Source organism: Parabacteroides sp. PF5-6, from assembly GCF_029504695.1.
Lineage (GTDB): Bacteria > Bacteroidota > Bacteroidia > Bacteroidales > Tannerellaceae > QVMG01.
Map to the genome: position 1 here is coordinate 126891 of NZ_JAQFIN010000003.1, position 18662 is coordinate 145552.

Sequence of the window (18662 nt, forward strand, 5' to 3'; positions counted from 1 at the left end):
TCCTGTCTTTTTTGACAAAAGAGAATGGACCGTTGGGCAAACGGCTTTTGGGTATTTTGCATTACCTTTGCTGGGCAATGGGTAAACGTATAGAAACTATAAATCAATAAGAATGGAATACCGGAAGATTGGAAATACAGGGATGTCGGCCAGTGTCATTGGGTTAGGCACGGAGCATCTGGATGGCAAGCCTTATAATGTGGTTGAAGAAACCATACAGGCTGCCTTGGAGCAGGAGATCAATATGATCGATTTGTTTATGCCCGGTGAGGAAGTGCGCCGCAATATCGGGAAAGCATTGGGCGACCGGCGCAAAGACGTGATTATACAAGGACATATCGGCTCGGTCGATCTGAACGAGAAATACGATATGAGCCGGGACCTGGATGTCTGCAAACGGTATTTCGAAGGACTGATGGAAAACCTGGGTACAGACTATATCGATGTGGGCATGTTATTTTTTATGGACTCCGACGAGGCGTTCGAACAAATCCGCGACAATGGGATCATCGACTATGCGCTGGATCTGAAAGAGAAAGGCGTGATACGCGCCATCGGCACCAGTTCGCATAACCCACGGGTAGCGCGCAGGGTATTGGAAACGGGCGTGGTCGACCTGATGATGTTCAGTATCAATCCGGCATTCGATATGACGCCGCCGGAGAAAGATGTGTTGGATACTTTCGAAGAACTGGAAAAGCAAGAGTATATCTCGATCGATCCGGTGCGCAACGCGCTTTATCAATACTGCGAGCAGCAGCATATTGCCATTACGGTGATGAAAACCTTCGGCGGAGGCCGGTTGTTATCGGCCGAACACTCGCCATTCAAAAAAGCGATGACCCCTGCCCAGTGTATCCATTACGCCCTGACCCGCCCGGGAGTGGTGAGTACGATGATCGGTTGCCAGTCGGCCGCCCAGGTGAAAGAAGCCGTAGCCTACCTGCAAACTACCGCCGAAGCGCGCGATTATATGGATATCCTGCGTGGCTATCAGGGTGAGCTCACGGGAAGTTGTGTGTATTGCAACCACTGCCAGCCTTGCCCGGTGGATATCGATATTGCGTTGGTCAATAAATACCTCGATATCGCCCGGTTGGATACGGAAAAGATCCCGCCGAGCATCAAGCAGCATTACCGGGCGTTGACGTCGAATGGCGCGGACTGCATCGCCTGTGGCAGCTGTGAAGAGAAATGTCCGTTCACCGTGCCCGTGATCCGCAACATGGAACGGGCCGTCGAATTATTGGGTTAAAATTTATGACAATAAAGAAAAACAGAAAAATAGCTTATCCCGCTTCGGAGAAGCTCTATGTGCCGGGAACGATCAATAAAGTACTGGTAGGCATGCGCCGGATCAACCTCACGGACACGGAGACGGTGGATGCCGAAGGCGTCCGGCACATCAAAAAGAATAATCCGGTCGTTTTGTATGATACCAGCGGGCCGTATTCCGATCCGCTGATCGAAACCGACGATTCGTCGGGTATCCCCCGCATCCGGGAGGAATGGTGCAGCCGGCGTAAGGATATCCGGTTGTGCGATCCGGCGGCGTCTTCCGACTTTACCACCTACAAAGCGAAAGAAGGCAAAGCCATCACCCAATTGTATTATGCCAAAAAGCGGATCGTCACTCCGGAGATGGAATATGTTGCGATCCGGGAAAACCAGCAGGTGGAAGCCCTGGGCCTGAAATCGTATATCACCCCCGACTTTGTGCGCAAAGAGGTTGCGGCAGGCCGGGCGGTTATTCCGGCCAATATCAACCATCCGGAAGCGGAACCGATGATTATCGGCCGGAAATTCCGGGTCAAAGTCAATACCAACCTCCAGGATCTTTTTTCATTCAAAAACAAAGAAGAAGGCATCGGACAGATGATTCTCAATTGCAAATGGGGAAGCGATACGTTTATGTGTCCGTTTCAGGCAGAGGATATCGCCGGAACCCATCATACACTGCTCCGGTACTCCCCGATACCGGTCGGCTCCGTGCCTTTGTTTCAGGCATTAGACAAGGCCGGCGGCTCGGTGGAAGAGTTGAATTGGGAGATCTACCGGGATACCCTGATCGAACAGGCGGAACAAGGGATAGACTTTTTCGTGATCCATGCGGCGATGCTGCGGAGTTATATCGACATGACATTCCCCCGCCTGACGGGGATAGCCTCCCGGGCAGGCGCCATTATCGCCCGGTGGGTGAAGATCCAGAATCAGGAGAATTTCCTCTATACACATTTCGACGAGATCTGTGAATTATTAAGAGCGTATGATGTCACCCTGGTGATTGGTGACGGGCTACGGTCGGGCTCGATCTACGATGCGAACGACAGGGCGCAATTCGCGGAACTGCATACCAAAGGGCAATTGACCCGGATAGCCTGGGAACATTTCGTGCAGGTTATGATCGAAGGCCCCGGATTTCTGCCGATCAACAAGATCAGCGAAAACATCAAAGAACAGCAATATGCCTGTCAGCATGCTCCCTATTTTACGTATGGCCCCATAACGACCGATATCGGACACGGATACGATCATATCACATCGGTTATCGGTGCCACCCAGATGGCCTGGCAGGGCGCGGCATTGATCGGCGGAGTGATACCGCGTGAGTTTATTGCCGGCCCGAATAAGGAGGATTACCGGAACAGCATCATCAGTTATAAGCTTGCGGCTCATGCGGCGGATATCGCCAAGGGGCATCCGGGCGCGCAGGCCAGAGACAATGCTTTATGCAAAGCGTTTGTTGAGAAACGCCGGAAGGATGAGATCAATCTGTCTATCGATCCCGAACGGGTTAATCAATCGCTGAAAAACGGGATCAGAGAGAACCAATGGTATTTGTGATAAAAGATTTGCCGCAGGCATAACCTTCCGCATAAATAGCCTCCAGTTTCTTCAGGTTCTTTTCCGTCCTTCCGACTTCAATCGGTTGTTGCGGACGAATAATGATGGCCTTTCCTTCTTCTTCCAGGCGGTCGATATAATCCAGGATCTCGTTATAGCGGCGGTACCTGTTCTTTAATTGTTCACGGATGGCCGGATATTGGCGGTAGATAAAACCGGGCAGTTTGAAATCTTTGTCTTTCTTGCGGTAGCCTTTGTTGCGGGTCAGTACGATCACATTCTTTTCGTAACCTTCTTCGATGGCACGGCGCACAGGGATTGCATCGCACACGCCGCCGTCGACCATTGGTATGCCGTCGACATACGTAATCGGGCACATCACCGGGATCGTACAGGAGGCTTTACAGATATCCGTCAGGCGTTTCAAATCTTTCCGCTCTTCAAAATACTCCGCCTTTCCCGTCAGGCAATTGCTGGTGACCATCACAAAACGTTCTTTCGAACGAAAACAGGTCTCATGATCTAACGGGTACATTGTATCCGGATATTCATAGAACAGGAAGTCCATATCGATATAGCCCCGCCCTTTCAGGAAATGCGACAGCCCGATATAGTTGCGCTTGGCCATCAAATCGATATTACTGTAGCGAGCACGTCCCCGCTGGCGCGAATGATACGAGATCCCATTGCTGGCACCGGCCGATACGCCGATGGTATAAGGAAACCAAAGCTGATGATCCATAAACGCATCCAACACACCGGCGGTAAAAGTGGAGCGCATTCCCCCACCCTCCAATACTAATCCTGTTTTACTGTCTATTGTCATATTCTATTTTCTAACTCCGATAAAACAAAAGGCCACTGCTCGATTCACATCGAACAATGGCCACAAAAATATAATAAATCAGCGATAAATAAGGGTCTATTTACAAAAATGTCCTGTTGGATGACCCCGCTAATTGCATAACATCAAAGCGGACTTTGCGGTTTGCATATAACGTTTCGGCATCAACAGAATATATTTTTTATCTTCTTTCTGGGCTACAATAACTTCATACTTATCCGCATATTCTCTCGAAGAGATAGGGCTGAGTGGATAATATAAAAGGATTCCTTTTGTGGATACCGGTTGATGAAGTCTTATACCTAAAGTGATGTTCGGAAGCATATTTTCTTTTTTGTTTTCTATATAACCTCAAATGGGGAGAAAATGTTCGTTCTCATGGGAAAATAATTGTGACCCGGGTACCTTTGTTTATTTCGGAATAGATTGAAATTCGGGAGCCGTAGGCACTTAAGATCCTAAGAGACAGAGATAATCCGATGCCCTGACCGGCATACCCCCGAGTATTGCTTGCCCGGAAAAAAGGTTGAAAAATATATTCCAAATCATCGGCGGGAATACCGATTCCGTGGTCTTCGATCTCCAGTTCATTGCCCCGAAGCCGGATAAAAACCCTCTTTTCATCGGAATACTTCAAGGCATTACTCAGGATATTCTCAATGGCTATCTTTAATAAGGAAGGATTGGCATGGACCACAAAAGAGAAATGGTCGGGAGAGAAGTCGACCCTTCCCTGGGCAAACTGCCGGAGGAACTCGGCAATCAGGATCGGTTCGGTGGTATTCTGCAGGATATCTTCATTCTCGCGTGAGAGAAAAAGCAGATGCTTCATCAGTTGAATGATGCGTTTGGTCTCATCCAGTATTCTGTTCAACGCTATTTGATATTCTGCCGGTGTTCTTTCTTTCAACAGCGTAATCTCGCATTCGCCCTGGATGGCTGTCAGGGGGTTGTTCAATTCGTGGGAAGCGCTTCGGACAAAAGCTTTCTCACTCTGGTAAGAGCTGTTGATCCGTTCGATCATCCGGGCGGAATAATGCTTCCCAACCCCATAAACAAAGAGAGAGCTGACAACGACCAGACCGCATAACATCCAGGCGATGCCCTGCCTGATCTTGTTGCCATATAAGATGATCTCCCGGTAGTTCGCTTCTCCGATCTCATTCATTCGCTCCTCCGGTAATAAATTATAAAGGTAGAAGGTGGCAATAATGTAAAAGGCAATGGCGATCAACACGATTATCCCGATGATAACCGAGGTATAGGAAAGCGCTATTTTGTCACTCGTCTTCATACTTCAAGCATATAGCCGATACCGGTTACCGTACGGATCATTTTCTTTCGGAAGCCTTTATCTATTTTCCCCCGCAGGTAGTTCACATACACATCGACGATGTTCATGTTGCGGTCCGGTTCTTTCTCCCATACCTGTTTGATCAGATCTTCCCGGCTGACCGGCGTGCCCTGATGGGTGATGAGGTATTCCAGTAGTTTATATTCGCGGGTGGTCAGGTCTATCGTTTTATTGTTGCGGACAGCCCGGCGGGTAGCCGGATCCAGGCTCAGATCAAGGTATTGAAGGGGCTTGGAGGCATCGGCAGGTTCGGGCACTTCCCCACCCCGCCGGCGCAGTAAAGCGGCGACTCTGGCTTTTAACTCCTGAAAACTAAAAGGTTTTACCAGGTAATCATCTGCTCCGGCATCTAATCCGCCGACAATATCATCGGTGGTCCCTAAAGCGGTAAGCATAATAACCGGAACGGCATACCCGAAAGCTTTCCGGTATGTACTGCAAAGCTCCAATCCGGTCATCCCGGGCATGATAATATCCAATATCAGGAGATCGAACTTTTCTCTCTGCAATACCGCCCAGCCGCTTTGGCCGTCCGAAGCGATCTGCACGTCATATCCGAACTCTTCCAATCCGCGTTGGATAAAGGAAGAGATATTGGTTTCATCTTCTACTACTAATATGCTGGCCATTTGATTGTGAGGTACGCTGTTATTCCATAAAAATTGTTTAAAGCACCTCAAAAATAGGCTATTTTGGGGACATTCACTATATTTGTTTTCCCAAAAATGAGTACAACAAGTTTAATGAAGTAAAAACTGAAATGAAAAGACGTGATTTTATTAAGACCAGTGTAGCAGCAAGCGCGGCTTTAACGTTGAATTTCGATGGTTTACAGGCGGCTTTGAAGTCGAACAATATGATTGTGGAGCAAATACCCGATATGGTTGCCGTTATGGGCGGCGAACCGGCAACTATGCTCGACAAAGCTTTGGAAGAACTGGGTGGTATCGGCAAATTCATCAAGAAAGGGCAGAAAGTGGTGATCAAACCGAATATCGGTTGGGACCGCAAACCGGAACTGGCAGCCAATACCAATCCCGAATTGGTGAAAGCGTTGGTCAAGAAATGCCTGGAAGCCGGAGCGGAAAAGGTTACCGTATTCGACCAGACCTGCGACAACTGGCAGAAATGTTACGACAATAGCGGTATCGCCGCAGCCGCCAAAGAAGCCGGGGCGATCGTTATGCCGGCCAATGAAGAGAAGTATTTCAAAGAAGTATCCATTCCCAAAGGAGTTGTATTGAAGAAAGCCAAGATACATGAAGCCTTGATTGAAGCGGATGCCTGGATCAATCTTCCGGTATTAAAGAACCATGGCGGCGCCAAGCTGAGCTGTGCCATGAAAAACTATATGGGGATTGTCTGGGACCGTCGGTTCTTCCATTCCAACGACCTGCAACAATGTATCGCGGATATCTGTACCTGGGAAAAGAAACCGGTACTGAATATCGTAGATGCGTATCGGATCATGCACCAGAACGGCCCGCAAGGCAAGAGCGCGGCCGACGTGGCAACGGTCAAATCCCTGATCGCCTCACCGAATATCGTAGCTGTCGATACCGCTGCTCTGGGAATGTTCAACCAGGTGAAGAAACTGGACATCGAAGCCGTAGGCCACTTAGCCAAAGGCGAAGCGTTGAATCTGGGAAGTACAGATCTGAAGAAGGTAAACATCAAACGTGTTAAGATTTGATCCGTATGAAACGGCCTAATTATTTGAAAGGATTGCGGGTCTTGCTCGCAATCTTGTTTTTCGTACCTATCCTTTTCTTTTTTGTGGACTTCCGGGCGCTTATGCCGGTATCGACCCATACCCTTCTGCATCTGCAGATCGTACCGGCGATCCTTAGCGGGATGGTAGGCATCCTGTTGGTACAACTTGTATTGGCATTGGTGTTCGGACGTATCTATTGTTCGGTGATCTGTCCCGCCGGCGTTTTTCAGGATATCATCAACCGGCTGTTTTGCATCGGTAAGAAAAAGAAGAAAGGGCCCAGAAGGTTTGCTTATCGCAAACCGATGAATTATCTGCGTTACATACTACTCGGACTAATCACGGTTTTAGCCCTCTTCGGTTCGATCGAACTGTTAATGGCTCTTGATCCCTATAGTAATTTCGGCCGGATGGCCGCCAATCTCTTTCGTCCGGCAGTTGTCTGGATAAATAATGGATTGGCAGACATACTGGCGAGAGCGGATAATTATACCTTATTCCATGTAACCCTTACGACGGTTACTACGGCCGGACTGATCGGCGGAACGATCGCTTTACTGGTATTTATCGTGATGGTCGTAACCCGCGGACGTTTGTTCTGTAACACCTTGTGTCCCGTCGGCGGCTTATTGAGCCTGGTGTCCCGTTATTCCTTTTTCCGTGTTTCCATCGATCAGGAGAAATGTATCAGTTGCGGCTTGTGCGAACAGAGTTGCAAAGCGGAAGCGATTGATGTAAAAGCATTGACTGTCGACAACTCCCGTTGTGTGGATTGTTTCAACTGTATCTCTTCCTGCAAGAAAGACAGTATTCATTATCGCTTTCAGTTGCCTGGGCGTAAAGAGGCGAAAGAAAGCAAAGAAGATCTTTCGTCGCAGAGCCGTCGCCAGTTTATTGCCACAGGGGCTACCATAGCGGCGACACTTCCCGTAGTCTCGGCTGTGGCACGGGCTACCGGCACGGCGCAGACCGCAAAGACGGCGCCCGTCACGCCTCCGGGATCGATCAGCCTGGAACGGTTTAAAGATAAATGTACCGGTTGCCATCTCTGTGTGGTGCATTGCCCGAGTCAGGTGCTTTATCCCGCCGGACTTCAGTTTGGCCTGGGGTATGCCCTGAAACCGCACATGGCTTATATCGATAGCTATTGCAATTACGAATGTACGGTCTGTGCGGAAGTATGCCCCAACAAAGCGATAGAGCTGACGTCTGTCGATGATAAAATGACCACGCAGGTGGGCATTGCCGAGTTCTTCCTCGAGCGTTGTATCGTCGAAACCGAGAATACCGACTGCGGCGCCTGTTCGGAACACTGTCCGACACAGGCGGTTCACATGGAGCTGTATAAAGAAGGATCCACGCTGACCGTGCCGGTGGTCGAACCGGAATTATGCGTGGGCTGCGGAGGCTGTGAATCGATCTGTCCGGTACGGCCGGAAAGGGCGATTATTATTAAATCGAATATCGTGCATCAACGGGTAGAGAAACCGGCTGAAGAGGAAGTTTTGGAGATCGAAATCGATGATTTCGGGTTTTAATTCCCAACAGAAATACTACCTTTGCGATCTATTTGAAGAAAGATGACATTCGATATACACTATAAAGATACCCAGTCAAATGCAAGGGCAGGTTCGATTACTACCGATCACGGTGTGATCGAAACGCCCATTTTCATGCCTGTAGGAACACAGGGAACGGTGAAAGCCGTGCAAATGCCGGAACTGAAAAGCGATACCAAAGCCCAGATTATCCTGGGCAATACCTATCATCTGTATCTGCGTCCGGGCATCGAGATACTGGAAAGAGCCGGCGGCTTACATAAGTTTAACAGTTGGGATGGTCCGATCCTGACCGATAGCGGTGGCTTCCAGGTATTCTCCCTGTCGGAAAACCGCAAATTGAAAGAAGAAGGAGCGGAATTCCGTTCGCATATCGATGGCTCCAAGCATCTGTTTACACCCGAAAAGGTGATGGATATCCAGCGGGCGATCGGTGCGGATATCATTATGGCTTTCGATGAATGCTGTCCGGGCGATGCGGAATATGGCTACGCCAAACAATCCCTCGAACTGACGGAGCGGTGGTTGGATCGTTGCTTCAAACGTTTCCATGCGACAGAACCTAAATACGGCTACAATCAATCTCTCTTCCCGATCGTGCAAGGCTGTGTGTACACCGATCTGCGGCAGCGGGCGGCGGAGCATATCGCCCGGTTAGGCGCCGACGGCAATGCGATCGGAGGCCTGGCCGTGGGCGAACCGACCGACAAGATGTATGAGATGATCGAGGTGGTCAATGAAATACTGCCGAAAGACAAACCCCGTTACCTGATGGGTGTCGGTACTCCTGTGAATCTGTTGGAAGCGATCGAACGCGGAGTCGATATGTTCGACTGTATCATGCCTACGCGGAACGGGCGAAACGGCCAGTTGTTTACCTGGTACGGAACAATCAATATCAAAAACAAAAAGTGGGAAGACGATTTCTCCCCCATCGATCCCGACGGTCATTCGTATGTCGATACATTATATAATAAGGCCTATCTTCATCACCTGATTAAAGCGGATGAATTGCTGGGCTTACAGATAGCTTCCCTTCACAATCTGGCCTTCTACCTGGAATTGGTCCGCCAGGCGCGCCAGCATATTATCGAAGGAGACTATACCACCTGGAAAACAACTATGGTGAGACAACTTTCAAATCGTTTGTAAGATGAAATACAAGTTGAAGAAAATAGATTGGTACATCATCAAGCAGTTCCTCGGAACGTATCTCTTCGCCATTGCGTTGATCATCTCGATCTCCGTCGTATTCGATATCAATGAGAAGATCGATAAGTTCCTGAGTCCGGATGTGCCGTTGAAAGCGATTATCTTCGACTACTACATGAACTTCATTCCTTATTTCGCCAACCTTTTCAGTCCCTTGTTTACTTTTATTGCGGTCATCTTCTTTACTTCCCGCCTGGCGGAGAAGTCGGAGATCATTGCGATGTTATCGAGCGGGGTTAGTTTTCAGCGTTTGATGATCCCTTATATGCTTTCGGCAACGATCATTGCTCTGGCTACCTTCGTATTGAATTCTTATATCATCCCGCCGGCCAATATTACCCGGATTGAATTTCAGAACACGTATATAAAGAACAAAAGGGTCGACTATGCGCGCAATGTGCAGTTGGAAGTCGAACCCGGCGTCATTGCTTATTTCGACCGTTATGACGACCGTTCCAGCATGGGTTATGGCTTTTCATTGGAACATTTCGATGATAAGAAGTTAGCTTCCCGGTTGACCGCCAAATCCATCAAGTACGATTCCATTTATGCCTGGACGGTTATCGATTATATGATCCGTGACTTTGACGGAATGAAAGAAACGATCCGGGAAGGGAACCGTATGGATACGACACTCACCATTGTGCCTTCCGACTTCCTGATTGCCGTGAACGATAACGAAACCATGACGACTCCGGAATTACATACCTATATTACCCGGCAGAAGAAACGCGGTATCGGCAATATCCAATCGTTTGAGATCGAATACCACAAACGCTTTGCCGCCATTATGGCGTCTTATATCCTGACACTGATTGGTGTATCTCTGTCGTCCCGGAAGATCAAAGGTGGTATGGGACTGAATATCGGGATCGGGATCGGACTGAGTTTCTCTTATATTCTTTTCACCACCATTTCCTCTACCTTTGCCGTCAATGGAAGTATGAGCCCGATGATTGCTGCCTGGCTGCCGAATATTCTTTATGTATTTATTGCGGCTTATTTGTATAAGAAGGCGCCGAGGTAAGAAGGGGATTAGGAATTCATAGGAGCTCATAGGAATTCATAAGAATTCATAAGAGCTTATAGGGAAATCATAAGAACTTATTCAAAATTGAAGGTGAGTACGATCATTCGGCTCGTGGCTTTCGACAAGGCATCCGTATAGATCATCTGTTCTTTATCCAAAAGATCGGTACGATCCTTCTCCAATAGATCGACCAGACCGAAACAAAACTTCAATTCGGGAGATAATTTAAAGAAAGGAAGGTATATATCACATCCGAAACCAAACGTAATACCGAAATCGGTGCCTTTCAACAAGAGCGGGTTTCCTTTCTTACGCCCCAGATCCAATGCGCCATAGACTCCACCGGTCACGTAAGGGCGATAATTATTCAAGCGCAAAGCACTGTATTTCAGTTCTACCGGAAAGGTCATGTAATTCGAACGAACATTGGTCTTAAACTCCTCGCCTGTCTCCTGGCTTCGGAAGACAAAGCTTTTGTCTCCGAAATAAAGCGTTGGAGTTACCCGCAGGTTGAAATAGGGATTCAGATACATATCCCCAATCACACCGACACTGAAGCCGGGGTTATACGAGGGTATCTCGGCATACAGTGTTTGTCCGCCGGAGGTCACCCCCGTATGGGTCAATATCAAATCCTGCGTGTGCAGCCCGATATGGAAACCGAGATGGTATAACTTCATATCGGCATACGGCTGATTCTTCACCCGCTCCGTTTGTGCCCCGGCGCCGAAAGCGATCAGGACTATGGTTGTCATTAAAAGGAATACTTTTCTCACCGACTCAACAATTTTGAATTATAACGTCAATTCAAGCGACTTATTGCAAAAGTACAACATAATTAGATAAAATAGCTTTCCTCTTTTTTATATAAAAAGAAACTTTTATCTTTGCGCACGTGTTTATGTAATAGGAACAGGGCTGATCCTGTTACTTGGCGAAAGACCGAACTAATAGTATAAATTAAAAAAGAAAGAAAAATGGCTTACGTAATTAGTGATGATTGTATTGCTTGCGGAACTTGTATTGATGAGTGTCCGGTAGGCGCAATTTCAGAAGGAGATATCTATGCTATCGATCCTGAATTGTGTACAGATTGTGGAACCTGCGCTGATGCTTGTCCCACAGAAGCTATTCACCCGGCATAAAACAAACGCAGAGCGGGTTTATACAAAAAACTGAAAACAACACAACGGGCTGTTCACTTATATAAGTAAACAGCCCGTTATCTTTTGTATATACTGCCCGAACGATCGGTTAGAATTCGATATCTATCTTGAGGTCTCCATCCGGTTCTTTTACGTCTTCTTCTCCCGCATGGTTCCGTTGTTTGATATAATTGATCACTTCGTTCATGCCATCCATGAACTTTTCAAAATCCTCCTTATACAAGAAGATTTTATGTTTCTCGAAAGTAACTTGCGTTCCTTCTTTGGACTGTACCTTCTTGCTCTCGGTAATCGCGAGGAAAAGATCATCTTTGAGGTTCTTCTTTACGTCCAAATAATAAATACGTTTTCCCGCTTTAATCGCTTTTGAATACAGTATCTCCTTGTCGCCACCTTCAACATGCATTTTTTTGGTCGAATCTTCCATGACAGCTAACATTGTTAAATTCCCACTACTTTATTTCTATCTAAAGTTCAAATATGTGAATTATTTTTTAAACGACCTCGTTTTATGCCGATAAAAAGTCAAAAAAGAACAGAAAGTCACAAAAAAGGCTAAAACGGTTGGCGGGGACAAACGAAAAAACGATCAGAACTGGAAGTAAATAAACGGTTGCACTCCGGCGCTCTTCAGTTGCACAACAATGAAAATAAGAATGATCAGATACAACGCCTGCACGACAACGGGCGAGGCAGTCACCCCTTTCTGCAAAGCCTGGGTCCATCGGTGTGGCGTGAAGTGAAGCGTAAAACCCAACAGCATCAGGATGGAAACACCCCGGTAGCCTTCGACAAACTGGCCGAATACTTCGGGATGGAAGTGGGTAAAGATCTGCGAAAGGATCTCTCCGGCTGTATATATCGTATCGGCTCGGAACAGGATCCAGCCCAGACACACCAGATGGAAGGTAAAGACAATGCCCAATACCCGTCGCCAGGGTTTCATCTCCTCTCCTACCTTTTTGAAACTGCCGAAGCGGCCCATCACAAACTTATGGATCGCCAGTGCCAGCCCGTGCAGTCCGCCCCAGATGACAAAGTTCATCGACGCCCCGTGCCACAATCCGCCTAACAGCATGGTGATAAAGAGATTGACGTACGTTCGCGTCTTCCCTTTGCGGTTTCCTCCCAACGAGATATAGAGATAATCCTTCAGCCACGAGGAGAGCGAGATATGCCAGCGCCGCCAGAACTCGGTAATGGTGGCCGATTGGTAAGGCGAATCGAAGTTGATATTGAATCGGTAGCCCAATAACAGCGCAATACCGATCGCCATATCCGAATACCCCGAGAAGTCGCAATAGATCTGAAGCGCATAACCATAGACACCCAATAGGTTCTCCAAACCGGTGTACAACAAAGGCGCATCGAAGATTCGGTCGACAAAATTCATACTGATATAATCGGAGATCACGCACTTTTTGAACAATCCGCAGAGGAAAAGAAACAGCCCTTCGCCGAATTCCTTCTTCCCCACCCAAAGCGGCTTGAGCATTTGCGGCAGGAAGTCTTTCGCCCTGACGATCGGTCCGGCCACCAGTTGCGGAAAGAACGAAACATAAAACACATAATCGATCCAACGGTTCAGCGGTTGTAGCTTTCCCCGATAGATATCCACCACATAGCTGATGCTCTGAAACGTAAAGAAAGAGATTCCGACAGGCAGGAAGATATCAAATGTCAGATTCTCGACCGTTTCCATGCCGAACCAGGATCCGATCGAATTGGTCACCGACACGCTCAGGCTATACAGGAAGTTAAAGTATTTAAAGTAAGCCAGCATACCCAGATTGATGCAAAGGCTGAGGACAACCAGGAGTTTGCGCCGCAGCAAAGGCGTGGTGTTTACCAATACGCGGGCAATGATAAAATCGGAGGTTGCCGTAAACAATAATAAAAGAAACCAGATCCCGCTGCTCTTATAGTAGAAGTAAAGCGAAAAGAGCGTGACGTAGATAAAGCGCGCCAGCGTATGCCTGCGCAGCGCGAGGTAGATCATAAAGAACCCGATAAACAGGAAGAAAAACAAGCCGCTGCTGAAAAGCATCGGGGCTTCCCGGTGATAAACGAATAGATCGGTGAGTTTCTCCCAGGAGAGATTATAGTTCAATATGTTCATTATAGCTCTTGATTAAAGCGCGATACAATAATTCACCCTGCTCCCCGTAACCTTCTTTGGTGAAGTGGATGCGATCGCGTCCCATTAATTTCCGTTCGTACCACTGCCGCGAGGAGTTCTTCCCTCCGGTGATACGAAACAAATCCCAACAGGCAATGCCTTCTTCCAGCGCGACGTCGAGAATCACCTCGGCTGCCTTCTCACTGTTTTCATTGCGCACATAAGTCCGTTTCTTATTTACCGTAACCCGTTTATAACATTCGGCGGGCGTGGTCAACAATAAAGCGGTCTGCGGCAGTACGTCTTTGACCAGTTGGACAAAGGCTTTTACCTGCCCTTTGAATTCCGGTTTATTGAAGCGTCGCCCGAAGGTCTCGTTTGTGCCCAGGGAGATGATCAGTAAAGAGGGCTTCAACAGGGCCAGTTGTTCGAGATACGCCCGGTCGGTGTAATGGATAAACATCGATCCGTTCACGCCGATGGAGTGATACAATAGTCCGGGTCCGCCATTGGTCAATTGAAATCCGTAGTAGGTATTATTAAACGCAGAAGCCGGCAGCAGACTGTCGGTTCCTTGTTTGCGTCGGGTGCTATGCAGTTGAAGCGTATCGGTCAGGCACGTGATAAAGAACGTATCGGCCAGTATGCCCGGCGCGCAGGGCTCGGTGGCAAGCGATGTACGGATCGAATCTTTCCACGTTCCGGCAGGAAGCATCGGCATGGCCTTCTCGTTGCGGTAGAACACCGCCCGGTTGAACGCGTAACCGGCACCGTTGACCGGCCCGATGATTAAGTCGAGATTGACCGAAGGCGATACCGTCCGTATCCCAAAGCCTCCGATGCCGATCGACGTCTTCGGCCGGGCTTGGATACAACGTCCTACCTCCCATTCGCGGACAACCGATTGGATAAAATAGTCGTTCGGCTCATTCACCCGGCTCAATTTGAGCGGCCCTACCCATCCGCGGCCGGCATTGCCGAAGATCTCTTGCAGCCGTCGCATGGTTTGTCCCGTTTCGAAGCCTGCCTGGATATGGGAATCGCCCAGATGCACCACCGTCACGACCGTGTCGTGTCGCATACGCAAGGCATCGAGCTCGCGGTAGAACGGATGCAGGGTGCCTGCCGTATCGGTGATCAGGCATAAGGAGTCGGCAAAAGGGATCGTGACTAACGGCAGCGAATCCAACGGTACGGGAAGCATCATCTCCACCTCATCCGCCGCAGGCATCACCTTTCCGGCCCGCACCGACGGACGCAGGGGGAAGAATACTATCAGCCAGAAGCCGATCAGTACCAATATACTAACGCAATGTCTTCTCCGCTTCGTCATAAAATTCTTTTTCGGTGAGTAAGGCTTTCATCAGGGCGTTGGCCAGTTCGCGCCCGCCCCGGAAACTGAAATGGGTATAGTCTTTGCTCGCCCAGTTGTTCTCGACATAACGCACCATACTGTTCTCTCCGCCCATCGCGGCGAACATATTCCAGAACGGAATGCCGGCGCGGCGGGCAATCTGCTGCTGGGTATGCAGCATGGCCAATACTTCGGGCATGGTCTGGTACACACCGTCTTCCAGATGACTGCGGTCGGTCACACTCAACAACAGGATGTCGGTATCCGGGAAGCATTCGCGCAGGTGACGCACCACTTCGATCATACGCGCCCGGTACCAGCCGTAATCCAGCATATCTTCACTGATCACATTCAAGCCGTATTGCAAAACAATCAAATCATAAGGGCGTACTTCCGACCACTGGCGGCAGCGCTGACGGTCGAACCGTTCGAGTATCATGCCCGAATTGCCGCGCAGCGAGAAGTTGTCGACCACCATCCCGCTCCGGTCTTCCAACGCCACGCCCAGCGCCTGAAAGCCTTCCACCTGGGTAAAGGTATAAGAGGCTTCGGTGATTTGTCCTTCCGAAATATTCCGGGTAATACGGTCGGTCGGTGCCAACTGGCGGCTGATCGTATCGGTCGACTGGTTCAATACCAGTTGCATCCGGGTATTCCGGTTGGCCATATAGTAGAGTTGCACCGTTTCTACCTCGGGCAGTTCCGGATGGCGGTTGGTATTTTTCATCTGGATGGTCGCTTGTTCTTTCTCGGCTTCGAAGAGCATACCGGGCAGAACGTAGTCGTGGCTCTGATCATGGATCATCGACCAGGTTTTCCACCCGCTGGCGGCCTGATTGACGGTCGGTCGGAACTGCGCCGTCACCGAGGTAACGGGTACAAAGCCTACCCCTCGCCCACCAAACTGTTTCTGCATCAGCGAACGGAAATCGGACACCATAATATCCCCCTCGATAAACGAATCGCCCATAAAAGCAATGCGCACCGGCCGGTCCATCTTGTGGCGGTCGTTGATCGCCCGGAAGAAACGTTTCAACCCGATATGTCCGGGCGAGAAATCCTGTATGCGGGAAGCGGCAGAATCGGTTGCCGTGGCGGCGTAACGCCGGTTGTAAAGCGAATCGCGCTGTTGCAACGAAGTGGTATCCATACCCGTAGCCTCGACCACCGAGGTGCGCAGGGCTACCGTATCAATCTGCAAGGTATCGGGAAGAGATAAGACTTGTTTGATCGAATCCAAGGCCGCCTTTCGGGTGTTGGGGTTCAAGCGGATGTCGGAAAAGAGGTCGACGCGCTTGATCTTGTGCCCCCACAACTCATCGGGCAGTCCATACAAAGCAAAGCAACCGATCATAGTCCATACCAGTACGACCAGTGTCCGCCCCATATAATCTTTGTTTTCCATCATTCTCTTTTTTCGAAGCGACAAAGGTAAATAGAAATTACGAATCCGTAATTCTTAATTCGTAATTAAAAGAAATGCGCCAGGAACCCCCTGCCCAGCTCCGGATGGAACACGATGGGATAAAAGAATCCGTAGACCGCACCGTAGAAGTGGGCATTGTGATTGATATTGTCGCCGCCTTTCTTTGCCATGTACTGGCAGTAGACCAGATAGAATACCCCAAAAAGAATGCCCGGGATGGGAAGCACGGCAAACAATAGGATCTTGCCGAAAGGATCGAACAAGATGGAGGTGAACAAGACGGCGGAAACCGCACCCGATGCCCCGATGGAGACATAGTTGGGATCGTTGCGGTATTTGACGGTATCAAACAAAGAAGCCGCAACCATTCCACCCAGATAGAGCCCCAGATAAGCCGCCGGGCCCAAACCCAGGTAACCGAACGAACGTTCGATATAAGTACCGAACGACCAGAATGTGAACATATTCACCAACAGATGCATCGAATCGGCATGCACAAACCCATGCGTAACGAGTCGCCACCACTCCTGCCGTCGCAACATCCGGTAAGGAACGAACGCCAGCGCATAAAACAAACGCGGCTTGGAGAAGCACTGGAAAGAAACCAATAAGGTGAGACCAATCAGAATATAGGTGATCATAAGGCAATTGTTTTCGTCTTTTGCGGGCAAAGATAGTGAAAGCCGAAGACAGAGACAAACTTACTTGACTATGTTGAGGCGCATCCTCAACACCCTTGCGCGTCTTTTTCAGGACGGATACCGGAAAAGTTTCTTTACGACCAGGGTGCTAAAGCTTTACGACCCTGGTGGTAAAGGTTTACGACCCCGGTGGTAAACCTTTAGCACCCCGGTCGTAAAGAAACTTCCGGCTTGTTTTGCCCAAAAAGAGTCCTTATCTTTGCCCGAATGATTCAGAAGTTATTCAAAAACAGATAAGATAAGATGAGAAACTTACTTCTACTGACAGTCGGCCTATTCTTTATTTTTCAAACAACGGCCTGGGCCGGGCAACCACCCCTGCAATACAATACAAACGGGAAGTTCAAGATCGTACAGTTCACCGATGTACATTATATCCACGGCGATGCGCGCTCGGCGGCGGCGATCGAACGGATCAACGAGGTGGTCGATGCCGAACGGCCGGATCTGGTGATCTTCACGGGCGATGTGATCTTCGGCGAGCCGGCGGAGGAAGGCATACGTTACGTATTGAAACAGGTATCCGACAAAAAGATACCCTTTGCAGTTACCTTTGGTAATCATGACGACGAACACGGATTAAGCCGCGAAGAGTTATTGCGGATCATTCAGACCCTACCGTATAATATGACGGGCACGGTCGAAGGCCTGTCGGGCGTAAGCAATTTCATCTTACCCATTCAATCGAGCGACGGCGGGAAGGAGGCAAATATCCTCTATTGTTTCGACTCCAACTCCTACTCCCAACTGGAAGGCATCGGCGGGTACGATTATATCAAGTTCGATCAGATCCAATGGTACAGGGAAAACAGTAAGCGTTATACCCAGAAGAACAACGGCTCCCCCATCCCCTCATTGGCGTTCTTCCATATTCCGCTGCCGGAATACAACCAGGCTGCCGCCGATGAGACGGCGATCCTGACGGGCACGCGCAAAGAAAAAGCCTGTGCTCCGGTATTGAACACAGGCCTTTTTGCCTCCATGCGCGAGAGGGGTGATGTGATGGCTACCTTTGTCGGCCATGATCACGACGACGATTATGCCGTCTATTGGAAAGGAATCCTTTTATGTTACGGACGTTATACGGGCGGAAACACCGTCTACAACAACCTCTCGAACGGCGCCCGCGTGATCGAACTGACCGAAGGCCAAAAAGGCTTCACCTCCTGGATTCGCCTGAAGGGCGATGAGGTGGTGAATAAGGTGGAGTTTCCGGGGGATTTTATTAAGGAATAGGAACTCATAAGAGCTCATAGGAACTCATAAGAATTCATAAGAACGATAAGAATTAGGAACTCATAAGAACTCATAAGAACTCATAAGAGAGCCTAATTCCCCC

17 protein-coding genes are annotated in these 18662 nt (G+C 49.0%); 8 read left to right on the forward strand and 9 right to left on the reverse strand.

The window, feature by feature from the left end:
* The first annotated feature begins 112 nt into the window (after window positions 1–112).
* Both M2133_RS04760 and thiC read left to right on the forward strand, forming a co-directional pair.
* Window positions 113–1255, forward strand: coding sequence for an aldo/keto reductase (locus tag M2133_RS04760; RefSeq protein WP_277464848.1), 1143 nt, complete (start codon window positions 113–115; stop codon window positions 1253–1255).
* 5 nt (window positions 1256–1260) lie between these two features.
* Window positions 1261–2844: a phosphomethylpyrimidine synthase ThiC gene (gene thiC, locus M2133_RS04765; RefSeq protein WP_277464849.1), complete on the forward strand. Its 1584-nt coding sequence runs from the start codon at window positions 1261–1263 to the stop codon at window positions 2842–2844.
* Here thiC and M2133_RS04770 read toward each other — a convergent pair.
* The 3 genes from M2133_RS04770 to M2133_RS04780 all read right to left on the reverse strand — a co-directional run bounded on the left by M2133_RS04770 (window position 2819) and on the right by M2133_RS04780 (window position 5671).
* Entirely contained in the window at window positions 2819–3670 is an 852-nt protein-coding gene (locus M2133_RS04770) for a patatin family protein (RefSeq protein ID WP_277464850.1), read from the reverse strand. The genes thiC and M2133_RS04770 overlap by 26 nt on opposite strands.
* A gap of 394 nt (window positions 3671–4064) precedes the next feature.
* Complete coding sequence (locus tag M2133_RS04775) at window positions 4065–4982, reverse strand: HAMP domain-containing sensor histidine kinase (protein ID WP_277464851.1); 918 nt, start codon at window positions 4980–4982, stop codon at window positions 4065–4067.
* Window positions 4979–5671: a response regulator transcription factor gene (locus M2133_RS04780; RefSeq protein WP_277464852.1), complete on the reverse strand. Its 693-nt coding sequence runs from the start codon at window positions 5669–5671 to the stop codon at window positions 4979–4981. Before M2133_RS04780 ends, M2133_RS04775 begins: the two co-directional genes overlap by 4 nt.
* Window positions 5672–5802: 131 nt before the next feature.
* Here M2133_RS04780 and M2133_RS04785 point away from each other — a divergent pair, with 131 nt between their 5' ends.
* Genes M2133_RS04785 through M2133_RS04800 form a run of 4 tightly spaced genes read left to right on the forward strand, consistent with a single transcriptional unit; the run spans window position 5803 to window position 10554 of the window.
* The gene (locus M2133_RS04785; RefSeq protein WP_277464853.1) at window positions 5803–6735 is read left to right on the forward strand and encodes a DUF362 domain-containing protein; all 933 of its coding nucleotides are present in this window, start codon (window positions 5803–5805) and stop codon (window positions 6733–6735) included.
* Between the two features lie 5 nt (window positions 6736–6740).
* Window positions 6741–8294, forward strand: a complete 1554-nt coding sequence (locus M2133_RS04790) for a 4Fe-4S binding protein (RefSeq protein ID WP_277464854.1) — start codon at window positions 6741–6743, stop codon at window positions 8292–8294.
* A gap of 42 nt (window positions 8295–8336) precedes the next feature.
* Window positions 8337–9467 carry a tRNA guanosine(34) transglycosylase Tgt gene (tgt, locus tag M2133_RS04795; RefSeq protein ID WP_277464855.1) on the forward strand — a complete coding sequence of 377 codons (1131 nt, stop codon included), beginning with the start codon at window positions 8337–8339 and terminating at the stop codon, window positions 9465–9467.
* A gap of 1 nt (window position 9468) precedes the next feature.
* Window positions 9469–10554 (forward strand): LptF/LptG family permease, encoded by a 1086-nt coding sequence (locus M2133_RS04800; protein WP_277464856.1) that lies wholly within the window; start codon window positions 9469–9471, stop codon window positions 10552–10554.
* Between the two features lie 77 nt (window positions 10555–10631).
* On the opposite strand, the gene M2133_RS04805 is transcribed toward M2133_RS04800, so the two are convergent.
* Window positions 10632–11312, reverse strand: coding sequence for a porin family protein (locus tag M2133_RS04805; RefSeq protein WP_277464857.1), 681 nt, complete (start codon window positions 11310–11312; stop codon window positions 10632–10634).
* 222 nt (window positions 11313–11534) lie between these two features.
* On the opposite strand from M2133_RS04805, the gene M2133_RS04810 reads away from it, so the two are divergent.
* The gene (locus M2133_RS04810; RefSeq protein ID WP_277464858.1) at window positions 11535–11702 is read left to right on the forward strand and encodes a 4Fe-4S binding protein; all 168 of its coding nucleotides are present in this window, start codon (window positions 11535–11537) and stop codon (window positions 11700–11702) included.
* A gap of 109 nt (window positions 11703–11811) precedes the next feature.
* Here the strand turns inward: M2133_RS04810 and M2133_RS04815 are convergent, their stop codons facing one another.
* From M2133_RS04815 to M2133_RS04835, 5 genes are all read right to left on the reverse strand, one after another.
* Window positions 11812–12150 carry a DUF3276 family protein gene (locus tag M2133_RS04815; protein ID WP_277464859.1) on the reverse strand — a complete coding sequence of 113 codons (339 nt, stop codon included), beginning with the start codon at window positions 12148–12150 and terminating at the stop codon, window positions 11812–11814.
* A gap of 162 nt (window positions 12151–12312) precedes the next feature.
* Window positions 12313–13842, reverse strand: a complete 1530-nt coding sequence (locus tag M2133_RS04820) for an MBOAT family O-acyltransferase (RefSeq protein ID WP_277464860.1) — start codon at window positions 13840–13842, stop codon at window positions 12313–12315.
* Entirely contained in the window at window positions 13823–15175 is a 1353-nt protein-coding gene (locus M2133_RS04825; protein WP_277464861.1) for a GDSL-type esterase/lipase family protein, read from the reverse strand. The genes M2133_RS04820 and M2133_RS04825 overlap by 20 nt, the downstream gene beginning before the upstream one ends.
* Entirely contained in the window at window positions 15147–16604 is a 1458-nt protein-coding gene (locus M2133_RS04830) for a hypothetical protein (protein ID WP_277464862.1), read from the reverse strand. The genes M2133_RS04825 and M2133_RS04830 overlap by 29 nt, the downstream gene beginning before the upstream one ends.
* Window positions 16605–16666: 62 nt before the next feature.
* Window positions 16667–17263 carry a rhomboid family intramembrane serine protease gene (locus tag M2133_RS04835; protein WP_277464863.1) on the reverse strand — a complete coding sequence of 199 codons (597 nt, stop codon included), beginning with the start codon at window positions 17261–17263 and terminating at the stop codon, window positions 16667–16669.
* Window positions 17264–17566: 303 nt separating this feature from the next.
* Here M2133_RS04835 and M2133_RS04840 point away from each other — a divergent pair, with 303 nt between their 5' ends.
* Entirely contained in the window at window positions 17567–18559 is a 993-nt protein-coding gene (locus M2133_RS04840) for a metallophosphoesterase family protein (RefSeq protein WP_277464864.1), read from the forward strand.
* The last annotated feature ends 103 nt before the right edge of the window (window positions 18560–18662 follow it).

Coding starts and splice junctions, on each gene's coding strand:
- M2133_RS04800 (WP_277464856.1), top strand. CDS start 9,469: ATGAAATACAAGTTGAAGAAAATAGATTGGTACATCATCAAGCAGTTC.
- M2133_RS04840 (WP_277464864.1), top strand. CDS start 17,567: ATGAGAAACTTACTTCTACTGACAGTCGGCCTATTCTTTATTTTTCAA.
- M2133_RS04780 (WP_277464852.1), bottom strand. CDS start 5,671: ATGGCCAGCATATTAGTAGTAGAAGATGAAACCAATATCTCTTCCTTT.
- M2133_RS04830 (WP_277464862.1), bottom strand. CDS start 16,604: ATGATGGAAAACAAAGATTATATGGGGCGGACACTGGTCGTACTGGTA.
- M2133_RS04815 (WP_277464859.1), bottom strand. CDS start 12,150: ATGGAAGATTCGACCAAAAAAATGCATGTTGAAGGTGGCGACAAGGAG.
- thiC (WP_277464849.1), top strand. CDS start 1,261: ATGACAATAAAGAAAAACAGAAAAATAGCTTATCCCGCTTCGGAGAAG.
- M2133_RS04760 (WP_277464848.1), top strand. CDS start 113: ATGGAATACCGGAAGATTGGAAATACAGGGATGTCGGCCAGTGTCATT.
- M2133_RS04810 (WP_277464858.1), top strand. CDS start 11,535: ATGGCTTACGTAATTAGTGATGATTGTATTGCTTGCGGAACTTGTATT.
- M2133_RS04770 (WP_277464850.1), bottom strand. CDS start 3,670: ATGACAATAGACAGTAAAACAGGATTAGTATTGGAGGGTGGGGGAATG.
- M2133_RS04805 (WP_277464857.1), bottom strand. CDS start 11,312: ATGACAACCATAGTCCTGATCGCTTTCGGCGCCGGGGCACAAACGGAG.
- M2133_RS04790 (WP_277464854.1), top strand. CDS start 6,741: ATGAAACGGCCTAATTATTTGAAAGGATTGCGGGTCTTGCTCGCAATC.
- M2133_RS04785 (WP_277464853.1), top strand. CDS start 5,803: ATGAAAAGACGTGATTTTATTAAGACCAGTGTAGCAGCAAGCGCGGCT.
- tgt (WP_277464855.1), top strand. CDS start 8,337: ATGACATTCGATATACACTATAAAGATACCCAGTCAAATGCAAGGGCA.
- M2133_RS04820 (WP_277464860.1), bottom strand. CDS start 13,842: ATGAACATATTGAACTATAATCTCTCCTGGGAGAAACTCACCGATCTA.
- M2133_RS04835 (WP_277464863.1), bottom strand. CDS start 17,263: ATGATCACCTATATTCTGATTGGTCTCACCTTATTGGTTTCTTTCCAG.
- M2133_RS04825 (WP_277464861.1), bottom strand. CDS start 15,175: ATGACGAAGCGGAGAAGACATTGCGTTAGTATATTGGTACTGATCGGC.
- M2133_RS04775 (WP_277464851.1), bottom strand. CDS start 4,982: ATGAAGACGAGTGACAAAATAGCGCTTTCCTATACCTCGGTTATCATC.